This is a genomic window from Altererythrobacter sp. C41 (assembly GCF_016803135.1).
Taxonomy (GTDB): Bacteria; Pseudomonadota; Alphaproteobacteria; order Sphingomonadales; family Sphingomonadaceae; genus Pelagerythrobacter.
On sequence record NZ_JAEVFE010000002.1, the window covers coordinates 271,449 to 294,446 of the forward strand.

A 22,998-nucleotide genomic window follows, 5' to 3' on the forward strand; every position below is an offset into this window, starting at 1 on the left:
CACGCCGCCGGTCAGTCGGCGGTGGTGTGGGTGGCCAGCCCCTCGGCCTTGCCTTCGGCATGCGCGGCGCGCAGCTCGGCTTTGCGCGTGCGGTTGCGTTCGCGCATGTAATCGAAGCTGCCACGCATCTGGCCGTAGGCGAAAACCAGCAGTAGACCGCCGGCCATGGCGAGGTTCTTGAGCGCAGCGGTGAGCTGGGCCTGGTCGCCCAGCTCGTTATGGAAGAAGAACGCCGCGAGCAGCGTGAAGCCTGCCAGCAGGATCGAGGCGATCCGCGTCATCAGGCCGACCGCGAGCATCAGCCCCAGGACCAGCTCGAACACGCCGGTCGGCAGGGCGAGGCTGCCCGGCAGCGTCGTCGCGCTTTCGATATATTCGGCCGTCCCCGCCGGATCGACGATCTTCCCGATCCCCGACAGGATGAAGATGACGGCCAGCATGATGCGGCCGATGATAGCGGCAATGGCAGACATTGGTTGCTCTCCTCTTCCCCGTGATTTCCTGCCGGGCCAACGCTCGGCACTGGAAAATGGCCATCGCGCCGCGAGCCCGCGGCGCCGTCAATCCTCGGGCGCGAAGGCGATCTCGGCATGCTCCTCCAGCCGCTTCACCAGCGCTTCGCCGAGGAAGTAGCCGGGGGTGCCCACACCGCCCGGCACCTCGCTGCCCGGCAGCGCCATGCCGGTTTCCGCCAGCATGCGGCTGGTCGAGCCGTAGCCCGGATCGTATCTGCCCTTCACGCCGAAGTGGAGCCGCTCCCCGCCGGGCATCTCGCCGATGAAGAGCACGTCGTAGAAGCCGTTCTCCCGCTCTTCCCGGCTCGGGCCTTCCCCCGGCTTCGGGGGTTTGGCGCCGAACGGGTTCTTGAGCATCTCGGCCACCGCGTTCGCGGCGGCCTGGCCGGCCTCGCCCGGGCTGGTCAGCATCATCTCGTCGTAGCGGAAATCCTCGCCATAAGGGAAACCGGCGAGGAAGTTCGTGCGGTGGACATTCTTGGTGTTGATCGTCGCCATGATGAACGGTGCCGCCCATTTGCCGAGATCGTCCTCGTAATGCGGCACGAGGCCCATCGGCTGGTCCGGACCGTCGAAGCCCGGCGTCAACCCGAAGGGGCTCTGCAGAATGGGAACGAGCCTGGGATTCTCCGCCACCGCCTTGACCGTGGCGGAGAGACTGGCGGCGGTGCCGCCCGAGAATGTGCCCTTCATCGCCCGCACGCGGCCGCGCACGCGCGGGGCGGGCCTGCCGAAGCGCTTCACGGCCTCCTTCTGCAGCATCAGCACGCCGAGATCGAAGGGGATCGAATCGAAGCCGCTGGAAAAGCAGATCCGCGCGCCGTTCGCCTTCGCCGCCTCGTGATGCAGGTCGATCTGCTCGCGCATCCAGCCCGGCTCGCCGCACAGGTCGGCATAGTCGGTGCCGGTGCGGACGCAGGCGGCGACCAGCGCATCGCCGTAGAGCTGGTAGGGGCCGACCGTGGTCAGCACCACGCGTGTGCGGCGGCACATGGCATCCAGGCTCGCCGGGTCGTCGGCGTCCGCGACGATCAGCGGCGTATCGGCCGGAGCGCCGATCGCGGCGCGCACGTCCTGCAGCTTGGTCAGGCTTCGCCCGGCCATGGCCCATTTCGGCGCATCCGGCGTGCCGCCATATTCGCGGACGAAATGTTCGGCGACGAGCCGCCCGGTGTAGCCGGTCGCCCCGTAGACGACGATGTCGAATTCCCTGTCGGCCATTCCTGCTCTCCAGCCGCATTCAGCGGGAGCAGGATGCGCCATTTCCGCGAGCGATGCCAGTGCCGGCGCTACAGCCGCGGCAGCGTCACCCCGAGCTGACCCATGTATTTGCCCGCCCGGTCCCGGTAGCTCGTCTCGCAGCGCTCGTTGCCCTGGAGGAAGAGGAACTGGCAGGCGCCTTCGTTGGCGTAGATTTTCGCCGGCAACGGTGTGGTGTTGGAGAATTCCAGCGTCACGTGGCCCTCCCAGCCCGGCTCGAGCGGGGTGACGTTCACGATGATCCCGCAGCGCGCATAGGTGCTCTTGCCGAGGCAGATGACCAGCACGTCCTCCGGCACGCGGAAGTATTCGACCGTGCGGGCAAGGGCGAAGGAGTTGGGCGGGATCACGCAGACATCGGTCTTGCGGTCGACGAAGGAATTGGCGGCGAAATCCTTGGGGTCGACCACCGCGCTGTCGACGTTGGTGAAGATCTTGAACTCGTCCGCCACGCGCGCGTCGTAGCCATAGCTCGACAGGCCGTAGGAGATGCAGCCTTCGCGCCGCTGCGCTTCGACGAAAGGCTCGATCATGCCCTTCTCGGTCGCTTGTTGCCGGATCCACCGGTCGGAAAGAATCGCCATGCGCCGGTGATTCCCGAGCAGAGCGGAGGGGGCAAGGGAATGCATCATCTTTTCCCCCTCCTCTTTAGAGGAGGGGGGCAGGGGGTGGTGGCGACGCGCCAGCGTCGCGCCTGGGGCAAGCACCACCCCCGCTGCGCGACTAGGCTCAGCTTCGCTTCACCAAGTCTCGCTGCCCCTCCTCCGAAGAGGAGGGGGGCGAATGCTAGTCGATCGGTTCGGCGCCGAGCTGCGGGTTCAGCCGGGTAATGTGATTGAGCCACTTCTTCGGCCGACGCAGCATGTCCTCGGGATAGTCCACCCGCAGCCCGGCAATCTGCGCCATGGCGCCGACGAAGTGGATGCAGTTGCGCCTGTCGAGGTCGTAGTACTTGCCCGGCGCATCGCGCCATTTCGCCACTTCGGCGCGCACCTGCCAGTATTGCGCGTCGGTGAGAGTCACCGTGAAATGGCGATTGGTTTCGCGGATGTACTTGTCTTCCTCGGCCAGCACGGCGTGCTCGACCGGCTCGTTGAGAAGGCGCGTCGAGATCGTCTTCGCGGTGAAGCCGTAGTTCTCGTCGATCGGCTGGCCGGTCTTGTCGAGAGTCCCTTCCAGCACGATGAAGGTATGCGGGAAGCGGCCGAAGACGACCGAGCCGTTGAAGCTGTGGAAGCTCATCCGAACCTCGGCCGCCGCCCCGACCGACCAGGCGAGCGCGACGAGCGAGAGGATCAGGGCGGCGAAGCGGCGCATCGCGTCCGCTCTAGCAAACGGGCGCGACGCGCTGCAACACAATGCCTCCGCCTCAGCTTGCCAGCAGGCTCGCGTTGCCGCCGGCCGCGGTGGTGTCGATGCAGACCACGCGCTCGGTCGCGAAGCGCGCGACGTAGTGCGGGCCGCCCGCCTTGGGGCCGGTGCCGGACATGCCCTCGCCGCCGAACGGCTGGCTTTCGACTACCGCGCCGATCTGGTTGCGGTTGACGTAGAAATTGCCGACCCGCGCGCGCGCCTCGACGAAGCGGCGGGTCGCCTCGATCCGGCTGTGGAGGCCGAGCGTGAGGCCGTAGCCGGTGGCGTTGATGTCCTCGATCACCCGGCCGAGCTCGCTCGCCTTGAAGCGCACGACGTGGAGCACCGGGCCGAAGTTCTCGCGCCTGAGGTCGAGGATCGAATCGATCTCGATGATGGTCGGCGCGACGAAGCATCCGGCCGCCGTGCTGCGCGGCATCTTGCGCCGCCAGACCATGCGGCCGTGCTTCTTGCGCCGCGCGACGTGGCGTTCGAGCGCGGCCTTGGCGTCGGGGTCGATCACCGGACCCACGTCGGTCGGCAGTTCTTCGGGATCGCCGATCGTCAGCGCCTCGAACGCGCCCTTGATCATCGCCAGCGTCTCGTCGGCGACATCTTCCTGCAGGTAGAGCACGCGTAGCGCGCTGCAGCGCTGGCCGGCGCTCTGGAAGGCGCTGTTGACCACGTCGCGCGTCACCTGCTCGGGCAGGGCCGAACTGTCGACGATCATCGCGTTCTGCCCGCCGGTCTCGGCGATCAGCGTCGCGATCGGCCCCTCGCGCGCGGCGAGCGTGCGGTTGATCGCCTGCGCGGTCTGGGTCGAGCCGGTGAAGGCGACGCCTGCGAGGCGCGGATCGGAGGTGATGAACTGGCCCACCTCCCCCGCGCCGGGGAGAAGCTGGAAAACGTCCTCGGGAATGCCCGCCTCGTGGCACAGCTTGACCGCCAGCGCGGCGATCAGCGGCGTCTGCTCGGCCGGCTTGGCGATCACCGTGTTGCCGGCGGCCAGCGCCGCGGCGGCTGGGCCGATGAAGATCGCGAGCGGGAAGTTCCACGGGCTGATCGTCGCGAACACGCCGCGCCCGTGCAGGCTCAGCCGGTTCTCCTCGCCGGTCGGGCCGGGTAGGGGGATCGGCGCGGAGAACAGCCGCCGCGCCTCGTTGGCGTAGTAGCGCAGGAAGTCGACCGCTTCGCGCAGTTCGAGAATGGCGTCCATCAGCGTCTTGCCCGCTTCGCGCTGGCACAGGCTGAGGATCTCGTCGGTATGTGCCTCGAACCGGTCCGCGGCGGCTTCGAGCAGCAGCGCGCGCTTCTCGCCGCCGAGCGAGTCCCAGCCGGGCTGGATCGCCATGGCACGGGTGATCGCGACGTCGATCTCCTCCGGCAGCGCATCGCGCCGCGTCCCGACCTCGTGGGTCAGATCCTGCGGCTCGGTGATCGGCGCGACTTCGCCCTGCTCGGGCGAGCGGAAGGTCGGCTCGGCATGCCAGCGGCGTGCGTCGAGCACCGCCAGCCGTTCGAGCAGCGGCTCGCGCACCAGCGGATCCGAGATGTCGATCCCGGCGCTGTTGCGGCGACCGGGGAAGATGTCGGCGGGCAGAGGAATGGCGGGATTGCGGCGGGGTTCGGTCGCGGCGAGTTCGGCTACCGGGTCGCCGGTCAGCTCCTCCACCGGCACTTCCGCGTCGGCCATGCGGTTGACGAAGCTGGAGTTCGCCCCGTTCTCGAGCAGGCGGCGCACAAGATAGGCCAGCAGGTCCTTGTGCGTGCCGACCGGGGCGTAGATCCGCACCGGGGTGCGGCGGTTGCCCTCGACCGCGGCGAGCTCGGCGTAGACTTCCTCGCCCATGCCGTGCAGCCGCTGGAACTCGAACTCGCCTTCACCCCTGCCCGCCAGCGCCTTGACCGCGCCGATCGTGTAGGCGTTGTGCGTAGCGAAAGCCGGATAGAGCACGTCGCGCGCTTCGAGCAGCTTGGCGGCGCAGGCGAGGTAGGACACGTCGGTCGCGACCTTGCGCGTGAAGACCGGGAAATCCTTGAATCCGCCGACCTGGCTCAGCTTGATCTCGGTGTCCCAATAAGCGCCCTTGACCAAGCGCACCATCAGCCGCCGGCCGTGGCGCCGGGCGAGCTTGGCGATCCAGTCGCACAGCGGCACGCCGCGCTTCTGGTAGGCCTGGATGGCGAGGCCGAAGCCCTCCCATGCGCTGCCGTCGCGGCGCGCGAAGAGCGCGTCGTCGGCCACCAGCGCCTCGATGATGTCGAGCGACAGCTCGAGCCGCTCGGCTTCCTCTGCGTCGATCGTGAAATGCATGTCCGCATCGCGCGCCTTGGCCGCGAGATCCTTCAGCATGGGCACGAGCGCCTGCGTCGCCGCCTCGGCATGGAAGTAGTCGTACTTCGGGTAGAGCGCCGAGAGCTTGACCGAGATGCCGGGCGAGCCCGCCATGCCGCCCTCGGTCTCGCGCGACAGCCGCTCGATCGCGCGCTCGTAGGCCAGACGGTAGCGTTCGGCGTCGTGGAAGGTCATCGCCGCTTCGCCGAGCATGTCGAAGCTGTGCGTCAGCCCCTTCGCCCGCTCGGGCGCGGCGCGCTTGAGCGCCTCGTCGATCGTACGGCCGAAGACGAACTGCCCGCCGAGGATGCGCATGGCCTGCAAGGTCGCCTTGCGGATCACCGGCTCCCCCAGGCGGCCGATCGCGCGCCTCACCGTCGCGCCCATGCCCTTCTGGTGCTCCTCGGGCCGTTCGAGCACTTCGCCCGTCAGCATCAGCGAGAAGGTCGCGGCGTTGACGAAAGTGGAGCTCGATTCGCCCAGATGCTCCGACCAGTCGATGTCGCCGATCTTGTCGCGGATCAGCGCATCGGCGGTAGCGTTGTCGGGCACGCGCAGCAGCGCTTCGGCAAGGCACATCAGCGCGATGCCTTCCTCTGTCGCGAGGCCGAACTGCTGCAGGAAGGCGTCGATCCCGCTTGCCTTGCGTCCCCGCGCGCCCTTGATCAGCCGCCCGGCAAGCGCCGCAGCCTCGCCGTGGAGCGCGCCGGCAGGCGCAGCCTGTCGCAGCCGCTCGGCGATGCATGCGCCCTCCTCCTGCCGGTAGGCGACGCGGATGGCGGTACGTTCAAGCGGGGCGGAAACGGGCATTTTCGTGCGACTCGGCTGAAAGGGGAGGGGTTCGAGCGCCCCTTGGACGCGGCGCCCGCGGCAATCAAGCGAAGTCGCTTCAGCGCGCTGCCGCCACGATTTCAGGGGCTTCCGCAGCCATATGTAAGCCGAGTTTGCTGCGCCGCCAGAGCAGGTCCTCGGCCGTGTGCGCAAACTCCTCGCGGCGCAGATAGTCCGCCTCCGCTTCGGTCATCCCGCCGCCGAGATCGCGCCCCAGGTCGGCGAGCGATTGCGCGCGCCCGATGATGCGCTCGATCCGCGTTCCATAGGCGCGGGCGAAGCGTAGCGCGGTCTCTTCCGGGAGCCACGGCCAAATCGCGCGAACCTCCGCCACGAACGCGTCGAAGCCGTGCTCGAAGTCGCCCCCGGGGAGCGCGGCGTCGGCGGTCCACGGCGCGTCGGGCAGGGCGAGGTGCTCTCCGAGCCGTTCCAGCGCATGCTCCGCGAGCTTGCGGTAGGTCGTGATCTTCCCGCCATAGACGCTGAGCAGCGGCGGAGCCCCACCCGTCTCGCTGGCAGGTGCGTCGATGGCGAAGACGTAGTCGCGCGTCACGGTCGCGTTGCTCGCGGCATTGTCTTCGTAGAGCGGACGGATTCCGGCGTAGGTGAAGACGACGTCGCCAGCCTCGACCGGCTCGCGGAAATACTCGCTCGCCGCGGCGCAGAGGTAGTCGCGCTCCTCTTCCGAAATCGCCACCGCATCGGGGTCGCCTTCGAACAGCTGGTCGGTCGTCCCGATCAGCGTGAAGTCGCGCTCGTAGGGAATGGCGAAGACGATCCGGCCGTCCCCGTTCTGGAAGATATAGGCGTGCGGCCCGTCGAACTTGCGGCGGATCACGATATGGCTGCCCTTGACCAGCCGCAGGTGCGCCTCCGCCCGGCCGCCGGTCGCCATGGCCGCCACGCTGTCCACCCAGGGCCCCGCGGCGTTCACCACCGCCCGCGCCCGGACGGTCTTACCCGCGCCGCCGGCGCGCAGCGTCGCGCGCCAGTGCTCGCCGACCCGGTCGAGGGCGATGCATTCGGTGCGGGTCATCACCTCGGCGCCGCGTTCGCGCGCGTCCACGGCGTTCAGAGCCACCAGCCGTGCATCGTCCACCCAGCAGTCGGAGTACTCGAACCCGCGCCGGAAACGGTCCTGCAGGATCGCCTCGTGCGGCGGCTTGCGCAGGTCTATCCCGCGACTGCCCGGCAGGGTTCGCCGCCCGCCGATATGGTCGTAGAGGAACAGCCCGAGCCGCAGCATCCACTTGGGCCGCAGCCCTCTGTCGTGCGGCAGGACGAAGCGCATCGGACGCACGAGATGCGGGGCGATCCTGAGCAGAACCTCCCGCTCGTGCAGTGCCTCGCGCACGAGGCGGAACTCGTAGTGTTCGAGATAGCGCAGGCCGCCGTGAACCAGCTTGGTGCTGGCCGAGGACGTGTGGCTGGCGAGATCGTCCTTCTCGACCAGCGCGACTTTCATCCCCCGCCCGGCGGCGTCGCGTGCGATCCCGGCGCCGTTGATGCCGCCGCCGATAACGAGAAGGTCGAACATGCACGCCGGCCCTATCGGCCCGTGCCGCGCGAGGCGAGCGATTTGCGCCACGTTGTTTGCCTGGCGCTGCCGGGCGGCTATGGCGCTGCCGACGAAGACTTGGGAGCGCAGAGGATGGCAGGCCGCTATTTCGACGAATGGCAGGTGGGCGACCGGATCGAGCACGAGATCCGCCGCACCGTGACCGAGACCGACAATCTGCTGTTCACGACGATGACCCACAACCCGCAGCCGCTCCATCTCGATGCCGAGGCGGCGCGCGAGTCCGAGTTCGGCCAGATCCTCGTCAACGGCACTTTCACCTTTGCGCTGATGGTCGGCGTGAGCGTCGGCGAGACGACGCTGGGCACGCTCGTCGCCAATCTCGGCTACGACAAAGTCGCGATGCCCAAGCCGGTCGCGATCGGCGACACGCTGCGCGCGACCAGCGAGGTCACCGCGCTGCGCGAATCGAAATCGCGGCCCGGCGCTGGAATCGTCACCTTCACCCACGAGATGCTCAACCAGCGCGGCGAGGTCGTCTGCCGCTGCGAGCGCACCGCCCTTCTGAAGAAGAAGCCCGGCTGACGGCGGCGGGAGCCGAACGGCGACCTGCCCGTTCCTGACGGCAGGCCTATGAACCAGGAACCGCACAGCATCGAGGAAGTGCTCGAAGGGATCGAGGATCTCGGCGAGCGGCGCGACGAGGTCTGCGTCGGCGACGCGCTCGACGAGTTCGGGCGGCGCAGCTTCGGCCCGATCCTGCTGCTGCTGCCGCTGATCGAGCTGTCCCCGATCGGCGGGATTCCCGGTGTCCCGAGCCTGCTCGCGCTGTCGATCGGACTGATCGCAGGCCAGCTCCTGCTCGGGCGTGACCATGTCTGGCTGCCGCCGTTCATCGAGCGCAGGGCGGTCAACGGCGACCGGCTGGCGCGGGCGGCGCATCATCTCGACGGCGCAGCGGCGGCGATCGACCGCTGGTTCAGGGGCCGGCTCAAGTGGCTCACCAAAGGGCTCTGGCCCCGGGCTGCCGCTGCGGTGATCCTGCTGCTGTGCTGCATGGTTCCGCCGCTCGAACTGCTGCCCTTCGCGAGCTCGGCGCCGATGATCGCGATCGCCGCCTTCGGCCTCGCGCTCATGGTGCGCGACGGGCTGCTGATGCTGATCGCGTTCACGCTCTCGCTCGGCGCGCTCGGGGTCGTGATCGCGCTCGTCGCCTCGGGCAGCCTCGCCGGCTGATCTCCCCTGCGCTTGACGGCGCGCCCCGCTGTGTCATTGTACCCCCGGGCCGCAGGACGACGCATATCCGGGGGGAGGATGCGATGGCGGGATCGAGGATGGTGGCGACGGGCCTGGCACTGGCGGCGTCGCTGGCGCTGGCCGGATGCGACGGTGCCGAGCGCGAGGCGCAGCGCGCGGCCGACGCGGAGGCGGCGGTCGAGATTGCGGAGTTTCCGCAGCAGGTCCTCTGGGGCGACACCCACCTTCACACCGACAATTCCATCGACGCCTTCGGCTTCGGCACGCGGCTGGGGCCGGAAGAGGCGCTCAAGTTCGCGCGCGGGGACGAGGTGACCTCGAGCACGGGGACCAAGGCCAGGCTTTCGCGTCCGCTCGACTTCCTCGTCATCGCCGACCATTCGGACGGGCTCGGCGCCATGCGCCGGCTCTACGACGCGCCGCGCCTGCTGATCCGCGATCCCACGCTGCGGCGCTGGCACGACATGATGCACGAGAGCCCCGAGCAGTCGCAGCGCGCCGTCGCCGAGCTGATCGACGCCGCGGCGACCGACTCGCTGCCCGAGGCGTTCCGCGATCCCGAAGGCCGCGAGGAGAACATGCGCGAGATCTGGGACGCGCACTTGCGGCTGATCGACCGCTACTATCAGCCCGGCGAGTTCACGCCGCTCGCCGGCTTCGAATACACGCTGATGCCCGGCGGCAACAATCTCCACCGCGTGGTCATGTTCCGCGACGGCTATGCGCGGACCAGTCAGGTCCTGCCCTATCCGGGCCTGCAGGGGCCGGTCGACGACTTGTGGGACTACATGGATGCCTACGAGGAGGCGACCGGCGGCAGGACGCTCGCGATACCGCACAACTCCAACCTCTCGAACGGCCTGATGTTCGAGCTGACCGATTCGCAGGGCGGGCCGATGAGCGCCGACTACGCCCGGCGCCGCGCGATGCGCGAGCCGGTGGTCGAGGCGACGCAGATCAAGGGCGACAGCGAATCGCACCCGTTCCTCTCGCCCAACGACGAGTTCGCCAGCTTCGGCGACGCCGGGTGGGAACTCGGCAACCTGCCGCTGACCGAGCGCAAGGCCGATACGATGCTGGCTGGCGAATACTTGCGCGAGGCGCTCAAACGCGGCCTCTCGATCGAGCAGCGCACGGGGGTTAATCCGTATGCCTTCGGCATGATCGGCTCGACCGACAGCCACACCTCGCTCGCGACTGCGGACGAGGACAACTTCTTCGGCAAGCACACCGGCAACGAACCGGCGATCGAGGACCGCGCGCTGGAGCCGCAGGACCTCGGCACCGAAGTGGGCCGGTTCGGCTGGCACTACATGGCGGGCGGCTATGCCGCGGTCTGGGCGAAGGCGAACACGCGGGCCGAGATCTTCGACGCGATGATGCGGCGAGAGGTCTACGCCACCACCGGTCCGCGCATGACCGTGCGCCTGTTCGGCGGGTTCGACTTCACAGAGGAGGATTGGAAAGGCGACTGGGTCCGCGCCGGCTACACCCGCGGCGTGCCGATGGGCGGCAAGCTGGTCGACGAAGGCAAGGCGCCGACCTTCATGGTCTCCGCGCTCAAGGACCCGGAAGGCGCGCACCTCGACCGGGTGCAGATCGTGAAGGGCTGGATCACCGCCGATGGCGTGCTGCACGAGAAGGTCCACGACGTCGTCTGGTCGGACATGGGCGAGCGGCCGATGGCGGGCGGCAAGGTGCCCGCGGTCGGCGATACGGTCGACCGCGAGACGGGGACCTATGCCAACACGATCGGCGCGCCGGAACTGCGCGCGGTCTGGACCGATCCCGATTACCGCGAGGGCGAGAGCGCGTTCTACTACGTCCGCGTGCTCGCGATCCCGACACCGCGCTGGACGCTCTACGACGCGGTGCGCTTCGGGATCGAGCTTCTGCCCGAAGCAATGGCGGACGCGGTGGCGCAGGAGCGCGCCTATACCTCGCCGATCTGGCTCGGCCCGGCAGACCCGGCACCCCGCGCCGAGCGGCAGGCCGGCTGGTTCGCGCGCGCGGGGCTTCGCGGATGACCCTGCCGCGCTGGACCCGCGAACCGATGGTGCATTTCCTCGCCGCCGGAGCGGCGCTCTTCGCCCTGTTCGCCTGGCAGGGCGAGCCCGCCGATCCGGCGAGCCGCACGATCGACGTCGGTCTGGAAGACCGCGCCCGGCTCGCGCTGCAGTACGAGCGGACCATGAAGCGCCCGCCGACCGACGCCGAGCTCGATACGCTGACCGAGCAATACGTGCGTGAGGAAGTGCTTTACCGCGAGGCGCTGCGGCTCGGGCTCGACCGCGACGATGCCGTGGTGCGCAAGCGGATGGCGAACAAGATGGACTTCCTCGCGCAGAGCATGGCCGAGACCGTCGAACCTTCGGATGAGGTGCTGGCCAAGTGGCTGACGGATCATCCCGAGCGCTTCGCGCGCGAGGTCCGCTACGGTTTCGACCAGCGCTTCTTCGCCGATCGCGCCGCGGCGGAGGCGGCGCTGGGCCGCTTGCGGGCGGGCGATGTGGTGGAGGGCGAGCCGATCTCGCTCCCGCTCTCGGTCGAAGGCGCCTCGCGAAGCCGCGCGGCCGAGCAATTCGGCGAAGCCTTCGTCGGCGCGCTCGATGCGGTGGAGCCCGGCGACGGCTGGTCGGGCCCGGTGGCCTCGGGCTTTGGCTGGCACGTGGTCCGCCTGCGCACGCGGGAGGCCGGCGAAGTGCCGCCGCTGGCGGAGATCCGCGAGCGGGTCGAGAACGACTGGCGCGCGGAAACGATCGCGCGGCGCCGCGACGAGGCTTATGCGCTGCTGCGCGGCGCCTACCAGGTTACGATCGCGCGGTGAGGTGGCTCGCCGCCCTGCTGCTGGCGCTCTCGGCGCTGATCGCCGCGCCAGCCAGTGCGGACGAGCTGCGTCCCGGCTACCTCGAGTTCACCGAGACCGCTCCCGGCGAGTGGCGCCTCGCGTGGAAGGAGCCGTTCACGGCGCCGCCGCTCGAAGCACCGCCGCCGCCCAACCTGCCTGCGAACTGCGGTTATTCCGGCGCGGTGGCGCAGGGTGTCGCCGGCCTCGCCATCGTCGGTACGGCGGAGGCGCGCTGCGACGGCACGGTGCGCGGCGGCATGATCGGTATGCCGGGGCTGATCGGGCAGGCCGACATGCTCGTGCGCGTCGCCCCGCTCGGCGATCCCGTTCAGGCGCTGCGCCTCACATCGGCCGAACCGCGCGCGACAATCCCCGCGCGGCCCGACCGGATGCAGGTGCTCGAGAGCTATTTCGTGATCGGGGTCGAGCACATCCTGCTCGGCTGGGATCATCTGCTGTTCGTGATCGCGCTGGTCCTGCTGCTGCGCCGCTGGCGGCCGGTGGTCTTCGCCGCGACCGCCTTCACCGTGGCGCATTCGATCACGCTCGCGGGCGCCTCGCTCGGGCTGCTCGGCATGCCGCAGCGCCCGGTCGAGGCGCTGATCGCGCTGTCGATCGTGTTCCTCGCGCTCGAGATCGTGCGGCTGCGCAAGGGGGAGGAAAGCTGGACGCTGCGCTACCCCTGGGCGATCGCGTTCGCTTTCGGGCTGCTGCACGGTTTCGGCTTCGCCGGCGCGCTTGCCTCGATCGGCTTGCCGGAGGGGGAGATCGCCGCTGCGCTGCTCGCTTTCAACCTCGGGGTCGAGGCCGGGCAACTGCTCGTCGTCGCGGCCCTGATGGCGCTGCTCGCCGCGCTCGACCGCCTTGCGCAGCCCGCCATGGCGACCGGTTTGCGAGTCGCCGTCTACGGCATCGGCATCACCGGATCCTACTGGCTGATCGACAGAGTGATCGGCTGACGCGCCGCCCTGCGGCAGACGGGCTCCCGTTATCTTGCCATTCACCCGCCCGCCCCTACATTGTGCGGCGAAAGGATTCCTGTTCCGATGAACGACGACAAGCAGCCTGGCGACCCGGAAGGCAACGGTCCCAATCCCTGGATCAAGAGCCTCATGGTCTGGGGCGGGATTTTCCTCGCGCTCGTGCTCCTGGTGTCGATGTTCGGCAATGCCGGGCAGCCGGCCGGCACGGAGATGGGCTATTCGACCTTCCGCGAGAACGTGGAGGCGGGCCTGGTCAAGAACGTCACGATCTCGCCCGAGCAGATCACCGGCACGCTCGACAACGGCGAGACGTTCAGCACCGTGCCCGTCACCAACGACACGCGGCTGACCGAGCTGCTCGACGCGAACGGCGTCGAATATACCGGCACCGCGCCCGAGCGGATGAACATCCTGCTCGCGGTGCTGATCCAGTCGCTGCCGTTCATCCTGATCCTCGGCATCGCCTTCTTCGCGCTGCGCCAGGTGCAGAAGGGCGGCGGCGGCGGCGCGATGGGCTTCGGCAAGTCGAAGGCCAAGATGCTGACCGAGCGGCAGGGCAAGGTGACCTTCGACGACGTTGCCGGCATCGACGAGGCGCGCGAGGAGCTGGAGGAGATCGTCGAGTTCCTCAAGGATCCGCAGCGCTTTTCCAAGCTCGGCGGCCAGATCCCCAAGGGTGCGCTGCTGGTCGGCTCGCCCGGCACCGGCAAGACCCTGCTCGCCCGCGCCATCGCGGGCGAGGCGGGCGTGCCGTTCTTCACCATCTCCGGCTCCGACTTCGTCGAGATGTTCGTCGGCGTCGGCGCCAGCCGCGTGCGCGACATGTTCGAACAGGCGAAGAAGAACGCGCCGTGCATCGTGTTCATCGACGAGATCGACGCCGTCGGCCGCCATCGCGGCCACGGCCTCGGCAACTCGAACGACGAGCGCGAGCAGACGCTGAACCAGCTCCTCGTCGAGATGGACGGGTTCGAGGCGAACGAGGGCATCATCATCATCGCGGCGACCAACCGCCCCGACGTGCTCGACCCGGCGCTGCTGCGCCCGGGCCGCTTCGACCGGCAGGTCGTGGTGCCGGTGCCCGACGTCGACGGGCGTGAGAAGATCCTCGCCGTGCACATGAAGAAGGTGCCGCTGGCGCCCGACGTCAACCCGCGCACGATCGCGCGCGGCACGCCCGGCTTCTCCGGCGCGGACCTCGCCAACCTCGTCAACGAGGCCGCGCTTCTGGCGGCCCGGCGCAACAAGCGCCTGGTCGCAATGCAGGAGTTCGAGGACGCCAAGGACAAGGTCATGATGGGGAGCGAGCGCCGCTCGATGGTCATGACCGACGACGAGAAGAAGATGACCGCCTATCACGAGGCCGGTCACGCGCTCGTCAGCCTCAACGAGCCGGCGTCGGACCCGATCCACAAGGCCACGATCATCCCGCGCGGCCGCGCGCTGGGCATGGTCATGCGCTTGCCGGAGCGGGACAACTACTCGTATCACCGCGACAAGATGCACGCCGACCTCGCGGTCGCGATGGGCGGGCGCGTGGCGGAGGAGATCATCTTCGGCCACGACAAGGTCTCGAGCGGCGCCTCGTCCGACATCCAGTATGCGACCAAGCTGGCGCGCAACATGGTCACCAAGTGGGGCATGTCCGACAAGCTCGGTCCCTTGCAGTACGAGGAGAGCCAGGAAGGCTATCTCGGCATGGGCCAGACCGCGCGCACGATGGGTTCGAGCGAGACCAACAAGCTGATCGATGCCGAGATCCGCCAGTTGATCGAAGGCGCGCACAACCGCGCGACCGAGATCCTCAAGACGCAGGAGGACAAGCTCCACCTGCTCGCCCAGGCCATGCTCGAATACGAGACGTTGACCGGCGACGAGATTCGCGAACTGCTCGACAGTGGCAAGATCGACCGCCCCGACCAGCCGGTCGGCCGGACCGTTCGGCCGGTCACCGGCTCGGCGATCCCGAAGGCGGGCAAGCGCTTCGGCGGCAACGAGGGCGCCCCGCAAGGCGCCTGACCGTCAGGACTGTCGGATAGCTGGCCGGCCTCGCTCGAGGCCGGTCAGTGTCCGGCCATCCAGCCGATCGCCATCAGGAAGAAGCTGATCGCGATCCAGGCGAACAGGCTCAGCGCCAGCATCCGCCACAGGGCGCCGAAGCGGCTGGTGCCGTAGGCGCCGCGGATCTGCCGGTACATATGGTAGGGCGCGTAGAACAGCAGCAGCCCGCCGATGCCCGGCATGCCGAAATAGAACAGCAGGCTCGACAGCGCGGCCAGGGCGATCATGAAAGCGATCGAATAGGTGGTGAAGACCGTGTGATCGTAGCCCTTGAAGCGGCGCGCAAACGGGAACAGCAGCCAGACGAAGGGCACGCTCAGCGGAATGAGCATCCAGCTGAACTTGTAGGCGTTGGTCTGCAGCTTGTAGATCGTGAGCTGCGGGTTCTCGGTCGCCTTCTTCCACGCGGCGGTGAGGGCGTTGCCTTCGGGAAGCGGGTTGTTCTCGAACCCTTTCCTGAAATTGGTCTCGAACTCGCTGCCGACCCCGCCGATGACCATTTCCAGGCCCTGCTGGTCCTCCTTGAGCTCGGCAATGCGCTCGTCGATCTCGGCCAGGTCGGCTGGGTCGTCCAGGTTCCGCTCGCGCTTCCCCTGCAGTTCGGCGAGCTCTTTCTGATTGGTGGCGTAGGCCGACTTGACCTGCTCCATCCCGCTGACGTCGGGCGCGAACGCGGTCGATCCGCCGAGCGCGCTGAACAGGGCATAGCTCAGGAACACGACGAACAGGAACAGCGCGATCGGGCTGACGTAGCTGGCGCGTTTGCCGTCGATATATTCGCGGGTCAGCTTGCCCGGCTGCCACACGAGCAGCGGCAGGGTGCGCCAGGTCTTGCCTTCGAAGTGGAGCACGCCGTGCAGCAGATCGTGGAAGAAGGCCCGCAGCGTGCGGTGGACGTGCGCCCGCTGGCCGCAGTTGTGGCAGTGCGGCCCGGCCAGCGCTGCGCCGCAGTTGAGACAGGCGCTCTCGTGCGTATGGCCGTTCGCTCCGGGCGACGCCTCCCCGCGGTTCGGTTCGACCGCGCGCGCCGCCAGAGCCCCCGTGGCGATCTCCGCCATCCCCTCGCCGATATCCCCTGTCATGCGCGCGTTCTAGTCCTGCGCGGGCGGTGATGGAAGAGGTCAGTCCAGCTGCCCGATCGCGGCGTCCAGCCATTCCAGGGCCCGGTCGAAGCAAGCGCCGTAGCGTTCTTCGATGAATTCGTCCGCGCGCGCATGGATCGCGGGCTGGAACGGGCTGGACGGGTCCTTCGTGTGACGCTTCATCAGGATGGCGGCGCGTTCCGGCTCGGGCGGGAGCACGGGCAGGCCGAGTTGCTCCTGCGCCTGCTGCACGATGCCTTCGGGATTGGCGACGATGCTCTCGAAATCGATCCGCACGGCATCCGGCCAGCCATTGCGCGCTATGGCATCGTCGAACAGCGTTTCCTGAAGCCAGTGAAGCAGTGCCATGATCCGCGCCATCCGCTCGAACGGATCGGGCGTGTTCCCCATCGCGGATTGCATCAGCGCATTGCCGCCCCTTACGACCGGCGCGATCTGGCTGGCGAGACGAGCGCAGAATGCCAGCCGATCATTGCCGCCGCGGAATGTCGCGCCGAGGTAGCGCCGCCGTTTCATCGAGACGAACACGGCATGCTCGATCCGGCCGGGCGCGCAGAGCTCGGGCAGCAGCGAATTGACCCAGTTGGTCGGCTTGACCACGACCGATATCCCGTTGCCGCCGACTTTACCGAGTTCCGACAGCGCGTAATCCAGCAGGGGTTCGAGCGGGGCGATCGCCTTGCCCGCGGCGATCAGTTCGCGCTGTCCGGCGATGTCGGCGAGGCACTGCGGTTCCTTGAGCGCAGTGACCTGACCTGGCCAGTCGAGCAGCCGCGCCAGCAGCGTCGAGCCGGCAAAGCCGACGTGGAACACGAACCGGGTCGCCTTCTCCGCGCTGGTCGGCCGCAAGTCGAGCGGGCGCAGGGCCTGTTCTCGCCAGAAGGTCTCCCGCCCGTCGAGAAAGCTCGCGCTGGCGAGCCGCGACCGGTCGGTCGACACCACGATCGCTTCGCCTTCGACGCTGTCCATGCGATGGAGAAACGCGATCTCCTCGCCCACGGGCGCTCCGTCGATTCGATGCGAGCTCATGGTTGGGCGCTTGGCAAATCGGCGTCGGCGCGCGAGAGATAATCGTCCAACGGCATTGCAATCCGTCGAAGCCCGTGAGCGAATCGACTAACGACTTCGGCGACCGATTCGCGTTCAGGGACTCGGCGCATACGAAAAGGGCCGCCCCTGCGGACGGCCCTTTCGAAGGTTTCGGGAGAGCGGGTCAGCCCTCGTAGTCGGAGCCGATCGAGGTCGAGCGGGTCGGGGCGGACGCGGTGATGCGCAGCGCCTCGGCCGACTGGCTCAGCGAGCCGATCTCGTCAGCCTCGTCCTCGTCGTCGGGCAGGATTTTCTGCAGGCCGGTGACGAGCGATTCCTTGAGTTCCTTCGGCCGGATCGACTGGTCGGCGATTTCGCGCAGGGCGACGACCGGATTCTTGTCGCGGTCGCGGTCGACGGTCAGCTCCGCACCGCCGGAAATCTCGCGCGCGCGCTGCGCCGACAGCAGTACGAGATCGAAACGGTTGGGGATCTTGTCGACACAATCTTCGACAGTAACGCGCGCCATGTGGCACTCCGATGTTTGCGAATGGGTTGTTCGGAAAGCGCGCGAGCTAGGCGGTTGGGGCGCGAAAGTCAAGGATTTGCGCCCGGGCGCGGCTCGCCCTAAGGCTGGGCGATGGCCGATGCGCAGACCTCGGGCGATATCGCGGATCGTGCCGCTTTCACCGATCCCGATCCCTTCTCGATCCATGCCGGCGGCCAGGACCTGACGTTCTACCCGGCCGGCAAGGACCGGCGCGAGGCGCTGTTCGCGATGGTTCGCACGGCGCGGCGCTCGCTCAAGCTGTGCTTCTACATCTATGCCGAGGACGAGGTCGGAACCGCACTGCGCGACGCGCTCGTCGAAGCCGCGGGGCGCGGGGTCGCCGTCACGCTGATCCTCGACAGTTTCGGCGCGGCGGCGAGCGACGCGTTTCTCGCCCCGCTCCGCGCCGCGGGCGGCACCGTCTATTGTTTCAGCCCGCGCTGGACGCAGCGCTATCTGATCCGCAACCACCAGAAGATCGTCATCGCCGATGACCAATGCGGGATGATCGGCGGCTTCAATATCGAGGATTCCTATTTCGCTCCGCCCGGCGAGGACGGCTGGAACGACCTCGCCATCCGCATCGAGGGACCGGCCGTGCGGGGGCTGGCCGACTGGTTCGCACGCCTGAGCGGCTGGTGCGACGTCGACGACCACAAGTTCCGCTCCATCCGCCGTGCGGTGCGAAGCTGGGACTGGGCGGAGGGCGGCGCGCGCTGGCTGGTGGGCGGGCCGACCAACGGGCTTTCGACCTGGGCGCGCTGCGTCAGCGAGGACCTGCTGGAAGGGCAGCGGCTAGACATGCTGATGGCCTATTTCTCCCCGCCCACGCGGCTGCAGCGGCGCATCGGCCGGATTGCGGCGAAGGGCCAGACGCGGCTGGTCATGGCCGGCAGGAGCGACAATGCCGCCACCGTCGGCGCGACGCGCTCGCTCTACAGCTATCTGCTGCGCAAGGGCGCGCGGATCTGGGAGTTCAAGCCGTGCAAGCTGCACACCAAGCTGATCGTGCTCGACGACGTGGTCTATCTCGGCAGCGCCAACTTCGACATGCGCAGCCTCTATCTCAACCTCGAGCTGATGCTCCAGATCGAGGATGCCGCGCTGGCGGAGCGGATGCGGGACTATATCACCCACCACATCGAAGCTTCGGAGGCGATTACCCCGGCGCTCCACCGCAAGCGCGCGACGCTGTGGAACCGCGTGCGCTGGAACGTCGGCTGGCTGCTCGTCTCGGTGCTCGACTACACGGTAACGCGGCGATTGAACCTCGGTCTCTGACGGCGGTTCGGACCCGCACGACACTCCGGCGCGTTGGTGCGCAAAAGGAGAATCCTCGATGCGAATTGCGATCCTCGCCACCGCGCTCGCGCTGACGGCCTGCGGCGATACCGGCGAACCGGCGGGCGAACCGGCCGCCACCGGGCAGGCGGCGGCGGTCGAGCGGGCCCCGACGCTCGAGGAACTGGGCGAAGCCGACCTCGCGGATACCGCTCTCGAGGGAGAACTCGCCTGCGCCTTCCGCCGCACGGAGGGTGCCGCGCCGATCTTTCTCGGGCGCGGCAACGTGCTCGAAGACGCCGGTGCCGAGGCGGCAGTGAAATATGGCGGTTCGGTGCGGCGGCTCGCGATGGAGGGCACGGGCGGCTACGACGCGATGGCGGATGGCGCGCGCTTCTCCGGCGAAGGCCTGACGCTGACGATCGCCAGGACCGGCGATGCGCCGATCGCGGAAGAACCTCAGGTGGCCATGGAATCGCCGGTTTACCCGGCGACGCTGACCGTCACCGTCCCGGGCGAGACCGGACAGGTGATCGAAGGTCTGTTCGAATGCGGGCCGTAAAGCCCTGGAGCGGAAAGTGCTCTAGTCGTATTCGCCGGTGCGCCGGTCTTCCTCGGCAAGGTCGGAGAAGCGCGTGATCCGCGGCTCGAAGCGCAGGCGCACTTTGCCGGTGGCGCCGTGGCGCTGCTTCGCGACGATCAGCTCGGCGAGGCCGAAGACGCGCTCCATTTCCGCCGCCCAGGCGCTGTGCGCCTCATGCACTTTGGCATCGTCACTCTCGACCGGCCGCTTCGGCTCGCGCGAGGCGACATAGTAGTCCTCGCGGTAGATGAACCAGACCATGTCGGCGTCCTGCTCGATCGAGCCCGATTCGCGCAGGTCGGACAGCATCGGTCGCTTGTCGTCGCGCTGCTCGACCGCGCGGCTGAGCTGCGAGAGCGCGATGACCGGCACGTCGAGTTCCTTGGCCAGCGTCTTGAGGCCGCGGCTGATCTCCGAAATCTCGTTCACGCGGTTGTCGTTTGCGCGCCCGCTGCCTTGCAAGAGCTGCAGGTAGTCGACGATCACCAGCCCGATATCGTGCTTGCGCTTGAGCCGCCGGGCGCGCGTGCGCAGAGCCGCGATGGTGAGCGCCGGCGTGTCGTCGATGAACAGCGGCAGTTCGGCGAGGCGCTGGCTGGCGAAGCTCAGCTTCTGGAAGTCGTCGCGGCTGATCTTGCCCATGCGCAGCGCTTCGGAGCTGATGCTGGCCTGCTCCGCCAGGATACGCGTGGCGAGCTGGTCGGCGCTCATCTCGAGGCTGAACAGCGCTACGCCGGCACCCACCGACTTGCCTTCCCCGATCTCGTCGCGCCGGTCGCGCAGCAGGCGGTCGGCGCAGTTGAAGGCGATGTTGGTCGCGAGCGACGACTTGCCCATGCCGGGGCGCCCGGCGAGGATGATGAGGTCGGAGTTGTGCAGGCCGCCGCACTTGTCGTTGATCGAGGTGAAGCCGGTGGTCTTGCCGGAGATATGCCCGCCCGAGTTGATCGCCAGTTCGATCATGCCGAGCGCCTTGTTGGTCGCCATGCCGAAGCTGGAGGCTTCGCTGGTGCTGGAAGCCCCTTCGGCGACGCGGAACAGGTCGGCCTCGGCCTGCGCGATGCGGTCCATCGGAGCGACGTCCTCGCTCGTGTCGAGCGCGCCTTCGACGAGCGTGCGGCCGACGCTGACCAGCTCGCGCAGCAGCGCCAGATCGTAGATCTGCTGCGCCAGTTCGCGGGGGGCAAGCAGGCCCTGCCCGTCGGCGGTAAGCTGCGCGAGATAAGTGATGCCGCCGAGTTCCTTCAGCGCCTCGTCGGCCTCGAAATAGGGCTTGAGCGTGACCGGCGTGACCACCGCATTGCGGTCGAGCAGGGTCAGCACGCGCTCGTAGATGCGCTGATGGACGGGCTCGAAGAAATGCTCGGGCCGGACCGCGACGGGGAGCTCCTCGATCACCCGATTGTCGATCAGGACCGCGCCGAGGAACGCCGCCTCCGCCTCGATATTGGCCGGCAGCGCACGGCCTTGCGCGGTTTCGGATTCGGGGCGGGTCAGGAGGTCTTGGTCGGCCATCGGCGGCCTTGTGCGCAGGGGTGCGCGGCGATGGCAAGAGCAGCAGTGGCGCGGCCGCTTGTGGATAGCGGGGATGAAGCTCGTAAAGGCGCCCGGTTTCGCGAATCCTTGATGCCTTCGCCCTCTCCGCATCTCGGCGGCCGCCATATTCGATGCTTGCCCCGGCCCCTTCGCATCTGCGAAAGCAGCGCGGATCATGTCTGCTCCCGACAATCCATGGCGCATCGCCCACATCGCGCTCGATCAGGAGACGATCCTGTGGCGCAATGCCGATGTCGAGCAGGAACGGCGCGTCGCGATCTACGATCTGATCGAGGAGAACAGGTTCAAGCCCGTGCGCGCGGCGGCCCGGGGTCACGAAGGGCCCTGGCGCCTCAGGCTCTCGGTGCAGGACGGGCGGCTCGCGCTGGACATTCGCGACATGGGCGAAGCCCCGGTGGAGACGATCGTTCTCGGCCTCGCGCGTTTCCGCCGGCCGATCCGCGAGTACTTCGCGATCTGCGACAGCTATTATCAGGCGATCCGCAAGGCGACGCCGGCTGAGATCGAGACGATCGACATGGCCCGCCGCGGCATCCACAACAACGCGGCCGAGCTTCTGCTCGAGCGGCTCGACGGCAAAGTCGAAACCGATTTTCCCACCGCACGGCGGCTGTTTACCTTGATCTGCGTCCTCCATATCAAGGGGTGACGGGGGGCTAATGGCACGCAAGGCGAGACGAATCGGATGGCGCGCGCGCGCGCTCGGACTGCTGCTGCTCGCGGCGCTGGCGGGCGGCGCGTGGCTGTGGTGGGACCTGCAGCGCTGGCGACCGGATGAAACCGCGTTCCCCGATCAGGGCGCGCGGGTGGGTGCGGGGGACGGCGCGGTCAATTTTCGCACCTTGCGGGCGCTGGGCGCGAGTTTCGTCTACGTCGACGCGAGCGACGGCGCCAAAGGGCGCAGCTCGCGCTTCGGGAGCCAACTTGCCGAAGCGCGCGCGGCGGGGCTGCAGGTCGGAGCGGTCCACCGATTCGATCCCTGCACCATGGCGGACGGGCAGTCTGCCAACTTCGTTACCATGGTGCCGCGCGATCCGGCGCTCCTGCCGCCAGCGATCGAGCTTTCGCGAACCGCCGACGACTGCGCCGATCGCGTGAGCGACGCCGCGGTCGAAAGCGAGCTTATGACGCTGATCAACCAGATCGAGATGCACGCGGGCAAGGCGGTGATCCTCAAGGTCGATCCCGGCTTCGAGAAACGCTACCACCTTGCGGGCATGCTCGAGCGCCACCTCTGGCTCACCCGCACGCGCTTCCAGCCCGAATACGCCGGCCGGCCGTGGCTGCTGTGGACCGCAAGCACCTCATTGCAGACCGAAGCTGCGGAAGGGCCGCTGCGGTGGGTGGTGGTGCAGCCTTGACGCTTTACTGTCGCCCCTGCGAAGGCAGGGGTCTATCCGCGGTGGCGGGACCGCAAGACAACCGTTTTGCCGCGCCGCCGGCCGTATCTGGACCGCTGCTTTCGCAGGGGCGACGATGCTAGGATTCTCGAGATGACAATGACCGACGAAGACCTCATCGCCGCCGCCCGTGCCGCGGCGGACAATGCCTATGCGCCTTATTCGCGCTTTCCGGTGGGCGCTGCGTTGCGCTTTGCCGACGGGAGCGTGGTGACGGGGGCGAATGTCGAGAATGCGAGCTACGGCCTTGCGCTTTGCGCGGAGACGGTTGCGGTGGCGAAGGCGATGGCGGAGGGTGTACGCGGAGGGCTGGTGGCGGTGGCGGTGACCGGGCCGGGCCGCGAGCCGCTTACGCCCTGCGGGCGCTGCCGGCAGGTCCTCAACGAACTCGCGGCGCTCGGCGGGACGGACCCGGAGGTATTGTGCGTCGGCCCGGAAGATGTTCGCCGGACCACGCTCAGCGCGCTTCTGCCCGACGCGTTTGGGCCGGCGAGCCTGGGCTAGTATCGGGAAGAAGAGGCCGCCCGTCGGCG

Annotated in this window: 21 protein-coding genes; 11 read left to right on the forward strand and 10 right to left on the reverse strand. The window is 68.3% G+C overall.

Going from position 1 to position 22,998, the window contains the following annotated elements:
• Window positions 1-11 precede the first annotated feature (11 nt).
• The 6 genes from JNO53_RS05210 to glpD form a co-directional block, all read right to left on the reverse strand.
• Window positions 12-473, reverse strand: coding sequence for a DoxX family protein (locus JNO53_RS05210; RefSeq protein ID WP_203108373.1), 462 nt, complete (start codon window positions 471-473; stop codon window positions 12-14).
• Window positions 474-560: 87 nt separating this feature from the next.
• Window positions 561-1,736, reverse strand: a complete 1,176-nt coding sequence (locus tag JNO53_RS05215; protein WP_203108375.1) for a saccharopine dehydrogenase family protein — start codon at window positions 1,734-1,736, stop codon at window positions 561-563.
• 68 nt (window positions 1,737-1,804) lie between these two features.
• Window positions 1,805-2,359: a dCTP deaminase gene (gene dcd / locus JNO53_RS05220; protein ID WP_203108377.1), complete on the reverse strand. Its 555-nt coding sequence runs from the start codon at window positions 2,357-2,359 to the stop codon at window positions 1,805-1,807.
• Window positions 2,360-2,561: 202 nt separating this feature from the next.
• Window positions 2,562-3,092 carry a hypothetical protein gene (locus JNO53_RS05225; RefSeq protein ID WP_203108379.1) on the reverse strand — a complete coding sequence of 177 codons (531 nt, stop codon included), beginning with the start codon at window positions 3,090-3,092 and terminating at the stop codon, window positions 2,562-2,564.
• A 52-nt stretch (window positions 3,093-3,144) separates the two neighbouring features.
• The gene (gene putA / locus JNO53_RS05230) at window positions 3,145-6,273 is read right to left on the reverse strand and encodes a bifunctional proline dehydrogenase/L-glutamate gamma-semialdehyde dehydrogenase PutA (RefSeq protein ID WP_203108381.1); all 3,129 of its coding nucleotides are present in this window, start codon (window positions 6,271-6,273) and stop codon (window positions 3,145-3,147) included.
• Between the two features lie 79 nt (window positions 6,274-6,352).
• Window positions 6,353-7,831: a glycerol-3-phosphate dehydrogenase gene (gene glpD, locus JNO53_RS05235; RefSeq protein ID WP_203108383.1), complete on the reverse strand. Its 1,479-nt coding sequence runs from the start codon at window positions 7,829-7,831 to the stop codon at window positions 6,353-6,355.
• Between the two features lie 114 nt (window positions 7,832-7,945).
• On the opposite strand from glpD, the gene JNO53_RS05240 reads away from it, so the two are divergent.
• The 6 genes from JNO53_RS05240 (at window position 7,946) to ftsH (ending at window position 14,920) form a co-directional block, all read left to right on the forward strand.
• Window positions 7,946-8,398 carry a MaoC family dehydratase gene (locus JNO53_RS05240; RefSeq protein ID WP_203108385.1) on the forward strand — a complete coding sequence of 151 codons (453 nt, stop codon included), beginning with the start codon at window positions 7,946-7,948 and terminating at the stop codon, window positions 8,396-8,398.
• Window positions 8,399-8,446: 48 nt separating this feature from the next.
• On the forward strand, window positions 8,447-9,049 hold the full coding sequence (locus JNO53_RS05245; RefSeq protein WP_203108387.1) for an exopolysaccharide biosynthesis protein: 603 nt from the start codon (window positions 8,447-8,449) through the stop codon (window positions 9,047-9,049).
• Window positions 9,050-9,132: 83 nt separating this feature from the next.
• Window positions 9,133-11,097 carry a DUF3604 domain-containing protein gene (locus JNO53_RS05250; protein WP_203108389.1) on the forward strand — a complete coding sequence of 655 codons (1,965 nt, stop codon included), beginning with the start codon at window positions 9,133-9,135 and terminating at the stop codon, window positions 11,095-11,097.
• Window positions 11,094-11,897, forward strand: coding sequence for a peptidyl-prolyl cis-trans isomerase (locus JNO53_RS05255; protein WP_203108391.1), 804 nt, complete (start codon window positions 11,094-11,096; stop codon window positions 11,895-11,897). Before JNO53_RS05250 ends, JNO53_RS05255 begins: the two co-directional genes overlap by 4 nt.
• Complete coding sequence (locus JNO53_RS05260) at window positions 11,894-12,877, forward strand: HupE/UreJ family protein (protein WP_338015301.1); 984 nt, start codon at window positions 11,894-11,896, stop codon at window positions 12,875-12,877. Before JNO53_RS05255 ends, JNO53_RS05260 begins: the two co-directional genes overlap by 4 nt.
• 87 nt (window positions 12,878-12,964) lie before the next feature.
• Entirely contained in the window at window positions 12,965-14,920 is a 1,956-nt protein-coding gene (gene ftsH / locus JNO53_RS05265; protein ID WP_203108393.1) for an ATP-dependent zinc metalloprotease FtsH, read from the forward strand.
• Between the two features lie 44 nt (window positions 14,921-14,964).
• On the opposite strand, the gene JNO53_RS05270 is transcribed toward ftsH, so the two are convergent.
• The 3 genes from JNO53_RS05270 to rpoZ all read right to left on the reverse strand — a co-directional run bounded on the left by JNO53_RS05270 (window position 14,965) and on the right by rpoZ (window position 17,623).
• Complete coding sequence (locus JNO53_RS05270) at window positions 14,965-16,044, reverse strand: DUF3667 domain-containing protein (RefSeq protein WP_203108395.1); 1,080 nt, start codon at window positions 16,042-16,044, stop codon at window positions 14,965-14,967.
• 39 nt (window positions 16,045-16,083) lie between these two features.
• On the reverse strand, window positions 16,084-17,094 hold the full coding sequence (locus JNO53_RS05275) for a hypothetical protein (protein ID WP_203108397.1): 1,011 nt from the start codon (window positions 17,092-17,094) through the stop codon (window positions 16,084-16,086).
• Between the two features lie 184 nt (window positions 17,095-17,278).
• A complete protein-coding gene (gene rpoZ / locus JNO53_RS05280) occupies window positions 17,279-17,623 on the reverse strand; it encodes a DNA-directed RNA polymerase subunit omega (protein ID WP_203108399.1) in 345 nt (114 codons plus the stop codon).
• 111 nt (window positions 17,624-17,734) lie between these two features.
• Between rpoZ and JNO53_RS05285 the strand changes: the two genes are divergently transcribed.
• The gene (locus JNO53_RS05285; RefSeq protein WP_203108401.1) at window positions 17,735-18,925 is read left to right on the forward strand and encodes a phospholipase D-like domain-containing protein; all 1,191 of its coding nucleotides are present in this window, start codon (window positions 17,735-17,737) and stop codon (window positions 18,923-18,925) included.
• 58 nt (window positions 18,926-18,983) lie between these two features.
• Window positions 18,984-19,487: a hypothetical protein gene (locus JNO53_RS05290; protein WP_203108403.1), complete on the forward strand. Its 504-nt coding sequence runs from the start codon at window positions 18,984-18,986 to the stop codon at window positions 19,485-19,487.
• Between the two features lie 21 nt (window positions 19,488-19,508).
• On the opposite strand, the gene JNO53_RS05295 is transcribed toward JNO53_RS05290, so the two are convergent.
• Window positions 19,509-21,023 carry a replicative DNA helicase gene (locus JNO53_RS05295; RefSeq protein WP_203108404.1) on the reverse strand — a complete coding sequence of 505 codons (1,515 nt, stop codon included), beginning with the start codon at window positions 21,021-21,023 and terminating at the stop codon, window positions 19,509-19,511.
• A 196-nt stretch (window positions 21,024-21,219) separates the two neighbouring features.
• Between JNO53_RS05295 and JNO53_RS05300 the strand changes: the two genes are divergently transcribed.
• From JNO53_RS05300 to JNO53_RS05310, 3 genes are all read left to right on the forward strand, one after another.
• Window positions 21,220-21,714, forward strand: a complete 495-nt coding sequence (locus JNO53_RS05300; protein WP_203108406.1) for a UPF0262 family protein — start codon at window positions 21,220-21,222, stop codon at window positions 21,712-21,714.
• A gap of 10 nt (window positions 21,715-21,724) precedes the next feature.
• The gene (locus tag JNO53_RS05305) at window positions 21,725-22,426 is read left to right on the forward strand and encodes a glycoside hydrolase family 25 protein (RefSeq protein ID WP_203108408.1); all 702 of its coding nucleotides are present in this window, start codon (window positions 21,725-21,727) and stop codon (window positions 22,424-22,426) included.
• Window positions 22,427-22,564: 138 nt separating this feature from the next.
• Complete coding sequence (locus JNO53_RS05310; protein WP_203108410.1) at window positions 22,565-22,969, forward strand: cytidine deaminase; 405 nt, start codon at window positions 22,565-22,567, stop codon at window positions 22,967-22,969.
• The last annotated feature ends 29 nt before the right edge of the window (window positions 22,970-22,998 follow it).

What these genes read in the sequence shown, in the direction of transcription:
- JNO53_RS05210 (WP_203108373.1), bottom strand. Translation starts at nt 473, where the DNA reads ATGTCTGCCATTGCCGCTATCATCGGCCGCATCATGCTGGCCGTCATC.
- JNO53_RS05215 (WP_203108375.1), bottom strand. Translation starts at nt 1,736, where the DNA reads ATGGCCGACAGGGAATTCGACATCGTCGTCTACGGGGCGACCGGCTAC.
- dcd (WP_203108377.1), bottom strand. Translation starts at nt 2,359, where the DNA reads ATGGCGATTCTTTCCGACCGGTGGATCCGGCAACAAGCGACCGAGAAG.
- JNO53_RS05225 (WP_203108379.1), bottom strand. Translation starts at nt 3,092, where the DNA reads ATGCGCCGCTTCGCCGCCCTGATCCTCTCGCTCGTCGCGCTCGCCTGG.
- putA (WP_203108381.1), bottom strand. Translation starts at nt 6,273, where the DNA reads ATGCCCGTTTCCGCCCCGCTTGAACGTACCGCCATCCGCGTCGCCTAC.
- glpD (WP_203108383.1), bottom strand. Translation starts at nt 7,831, where the DNA reads ATGTTCGACCTTCTCGTTATCGGCGGCGGCATCAACGGCGCCGGGATC.
- JNO53_RS05240 (WP_203108385.1), top strand. Translation starts at nt 7,946, where the DNA reads ATGGCAGGCCGCTATTTCGACGAATGGCAGGTGGGCGACCGGATCGAG.
- JNO53_RS05245 (WP_203108387.1), top strand. Translation starts at nt 8,447, where the DNA reads ATGAACCAGGAACCGCACAGCATCGAGGAAGTGCTCGAAGGGATCGAG.
- JNO53_RS05250 (WP_203108389.1), top strand. Translation starts at nt 9,133, where the DNA reads ATGGCGGGATCGAGGATGGTGGCGACGGGCCTGGCACTGGCGGCGTCG.
- JNO53_RS05255 (WP_203108391.1), top strand. Translation starts at nt 11,094, where the DNA reads ATGACCCTGCCGCGCTGGACCCGCGAACCGATGGTGCATTTCCTCGCC.
- ftsH (WP_203108393.1), top strand. Translation starts at nt 12,965, where the DNA reads ATGAACGACGACAAGCAGCCTGGCGACCCGGAAGGCAACGGTCCCAAT.
- JNO53_RS05270 (WP_203108395.1), bottom strand. Translation starts at nt 16,044, where the DNA reads ATGACAGGGGATATCGGCGAGGGGATGGCGGAGATCGCCACGGGGGCT.
- JNO53_RS05275 (WP_203108397.1), bottom strand. Translation starts at nt 17,094, where the DNA reads ATGAGCTCGCATCGAATCGACGGAGCGCCCGTGGGCGAGGAGATCGCG.
- rpoZ (WP_203108399.1), bottom strand. Translation starts at nt 17,623, where the DNA reads ATGGCGCGCGTTACTGTCGAAGATTGTGTCGACAAGATCCCCAACCGT.
- JNO53_RS05285 (WP_203108401.1), top strand. Translation starts at nt 17,735, where the DNA reads ATGGCCGATGCGCAGACCTCGGGCGATATCGCGGATCGTGCCGCTTTC.
- JNO53_RS05290 (WP_203108403.1), top strand. Translation starts at nt 18,984, where the DNA reads ATGCGAATTGCGATCCTCGCCACCGCGCTCGCGCTGACGGCCTGCGGC.
- JNO53_RS05295 (WP_203108404.1), bottom strand. Translation starts at nt 21,023, where the DNA reads ATGGCCGACCAAGACCTCCTGACCCGCCCCGAATCCGAAACCGCGCAA.
- JNO53_RS05300 (WP_203108406.1), top strand. Translation starts at nt 21,220, where the DNA reads ATGTCTGCTCCCGACAATCCATGGCGCATCGCCCACATCGCGCTCGAT.
- JNO53_RS05305 (WP_203108408.1), top strand. Translation starts at nt 21,725, where the DNA reads ATGGCACGCAAGGCGAGACGAATCGGATGGCGCGCGCGCGCGCTCGGA.
- JNO53_RS05310 (WP_203108410.1), top strand. Translation starts at nt 22,565, where the DNA reads ATGACCGACGAAGACCTCATCGCCGCCGCCCGTGCCGCGGCGGACAAT.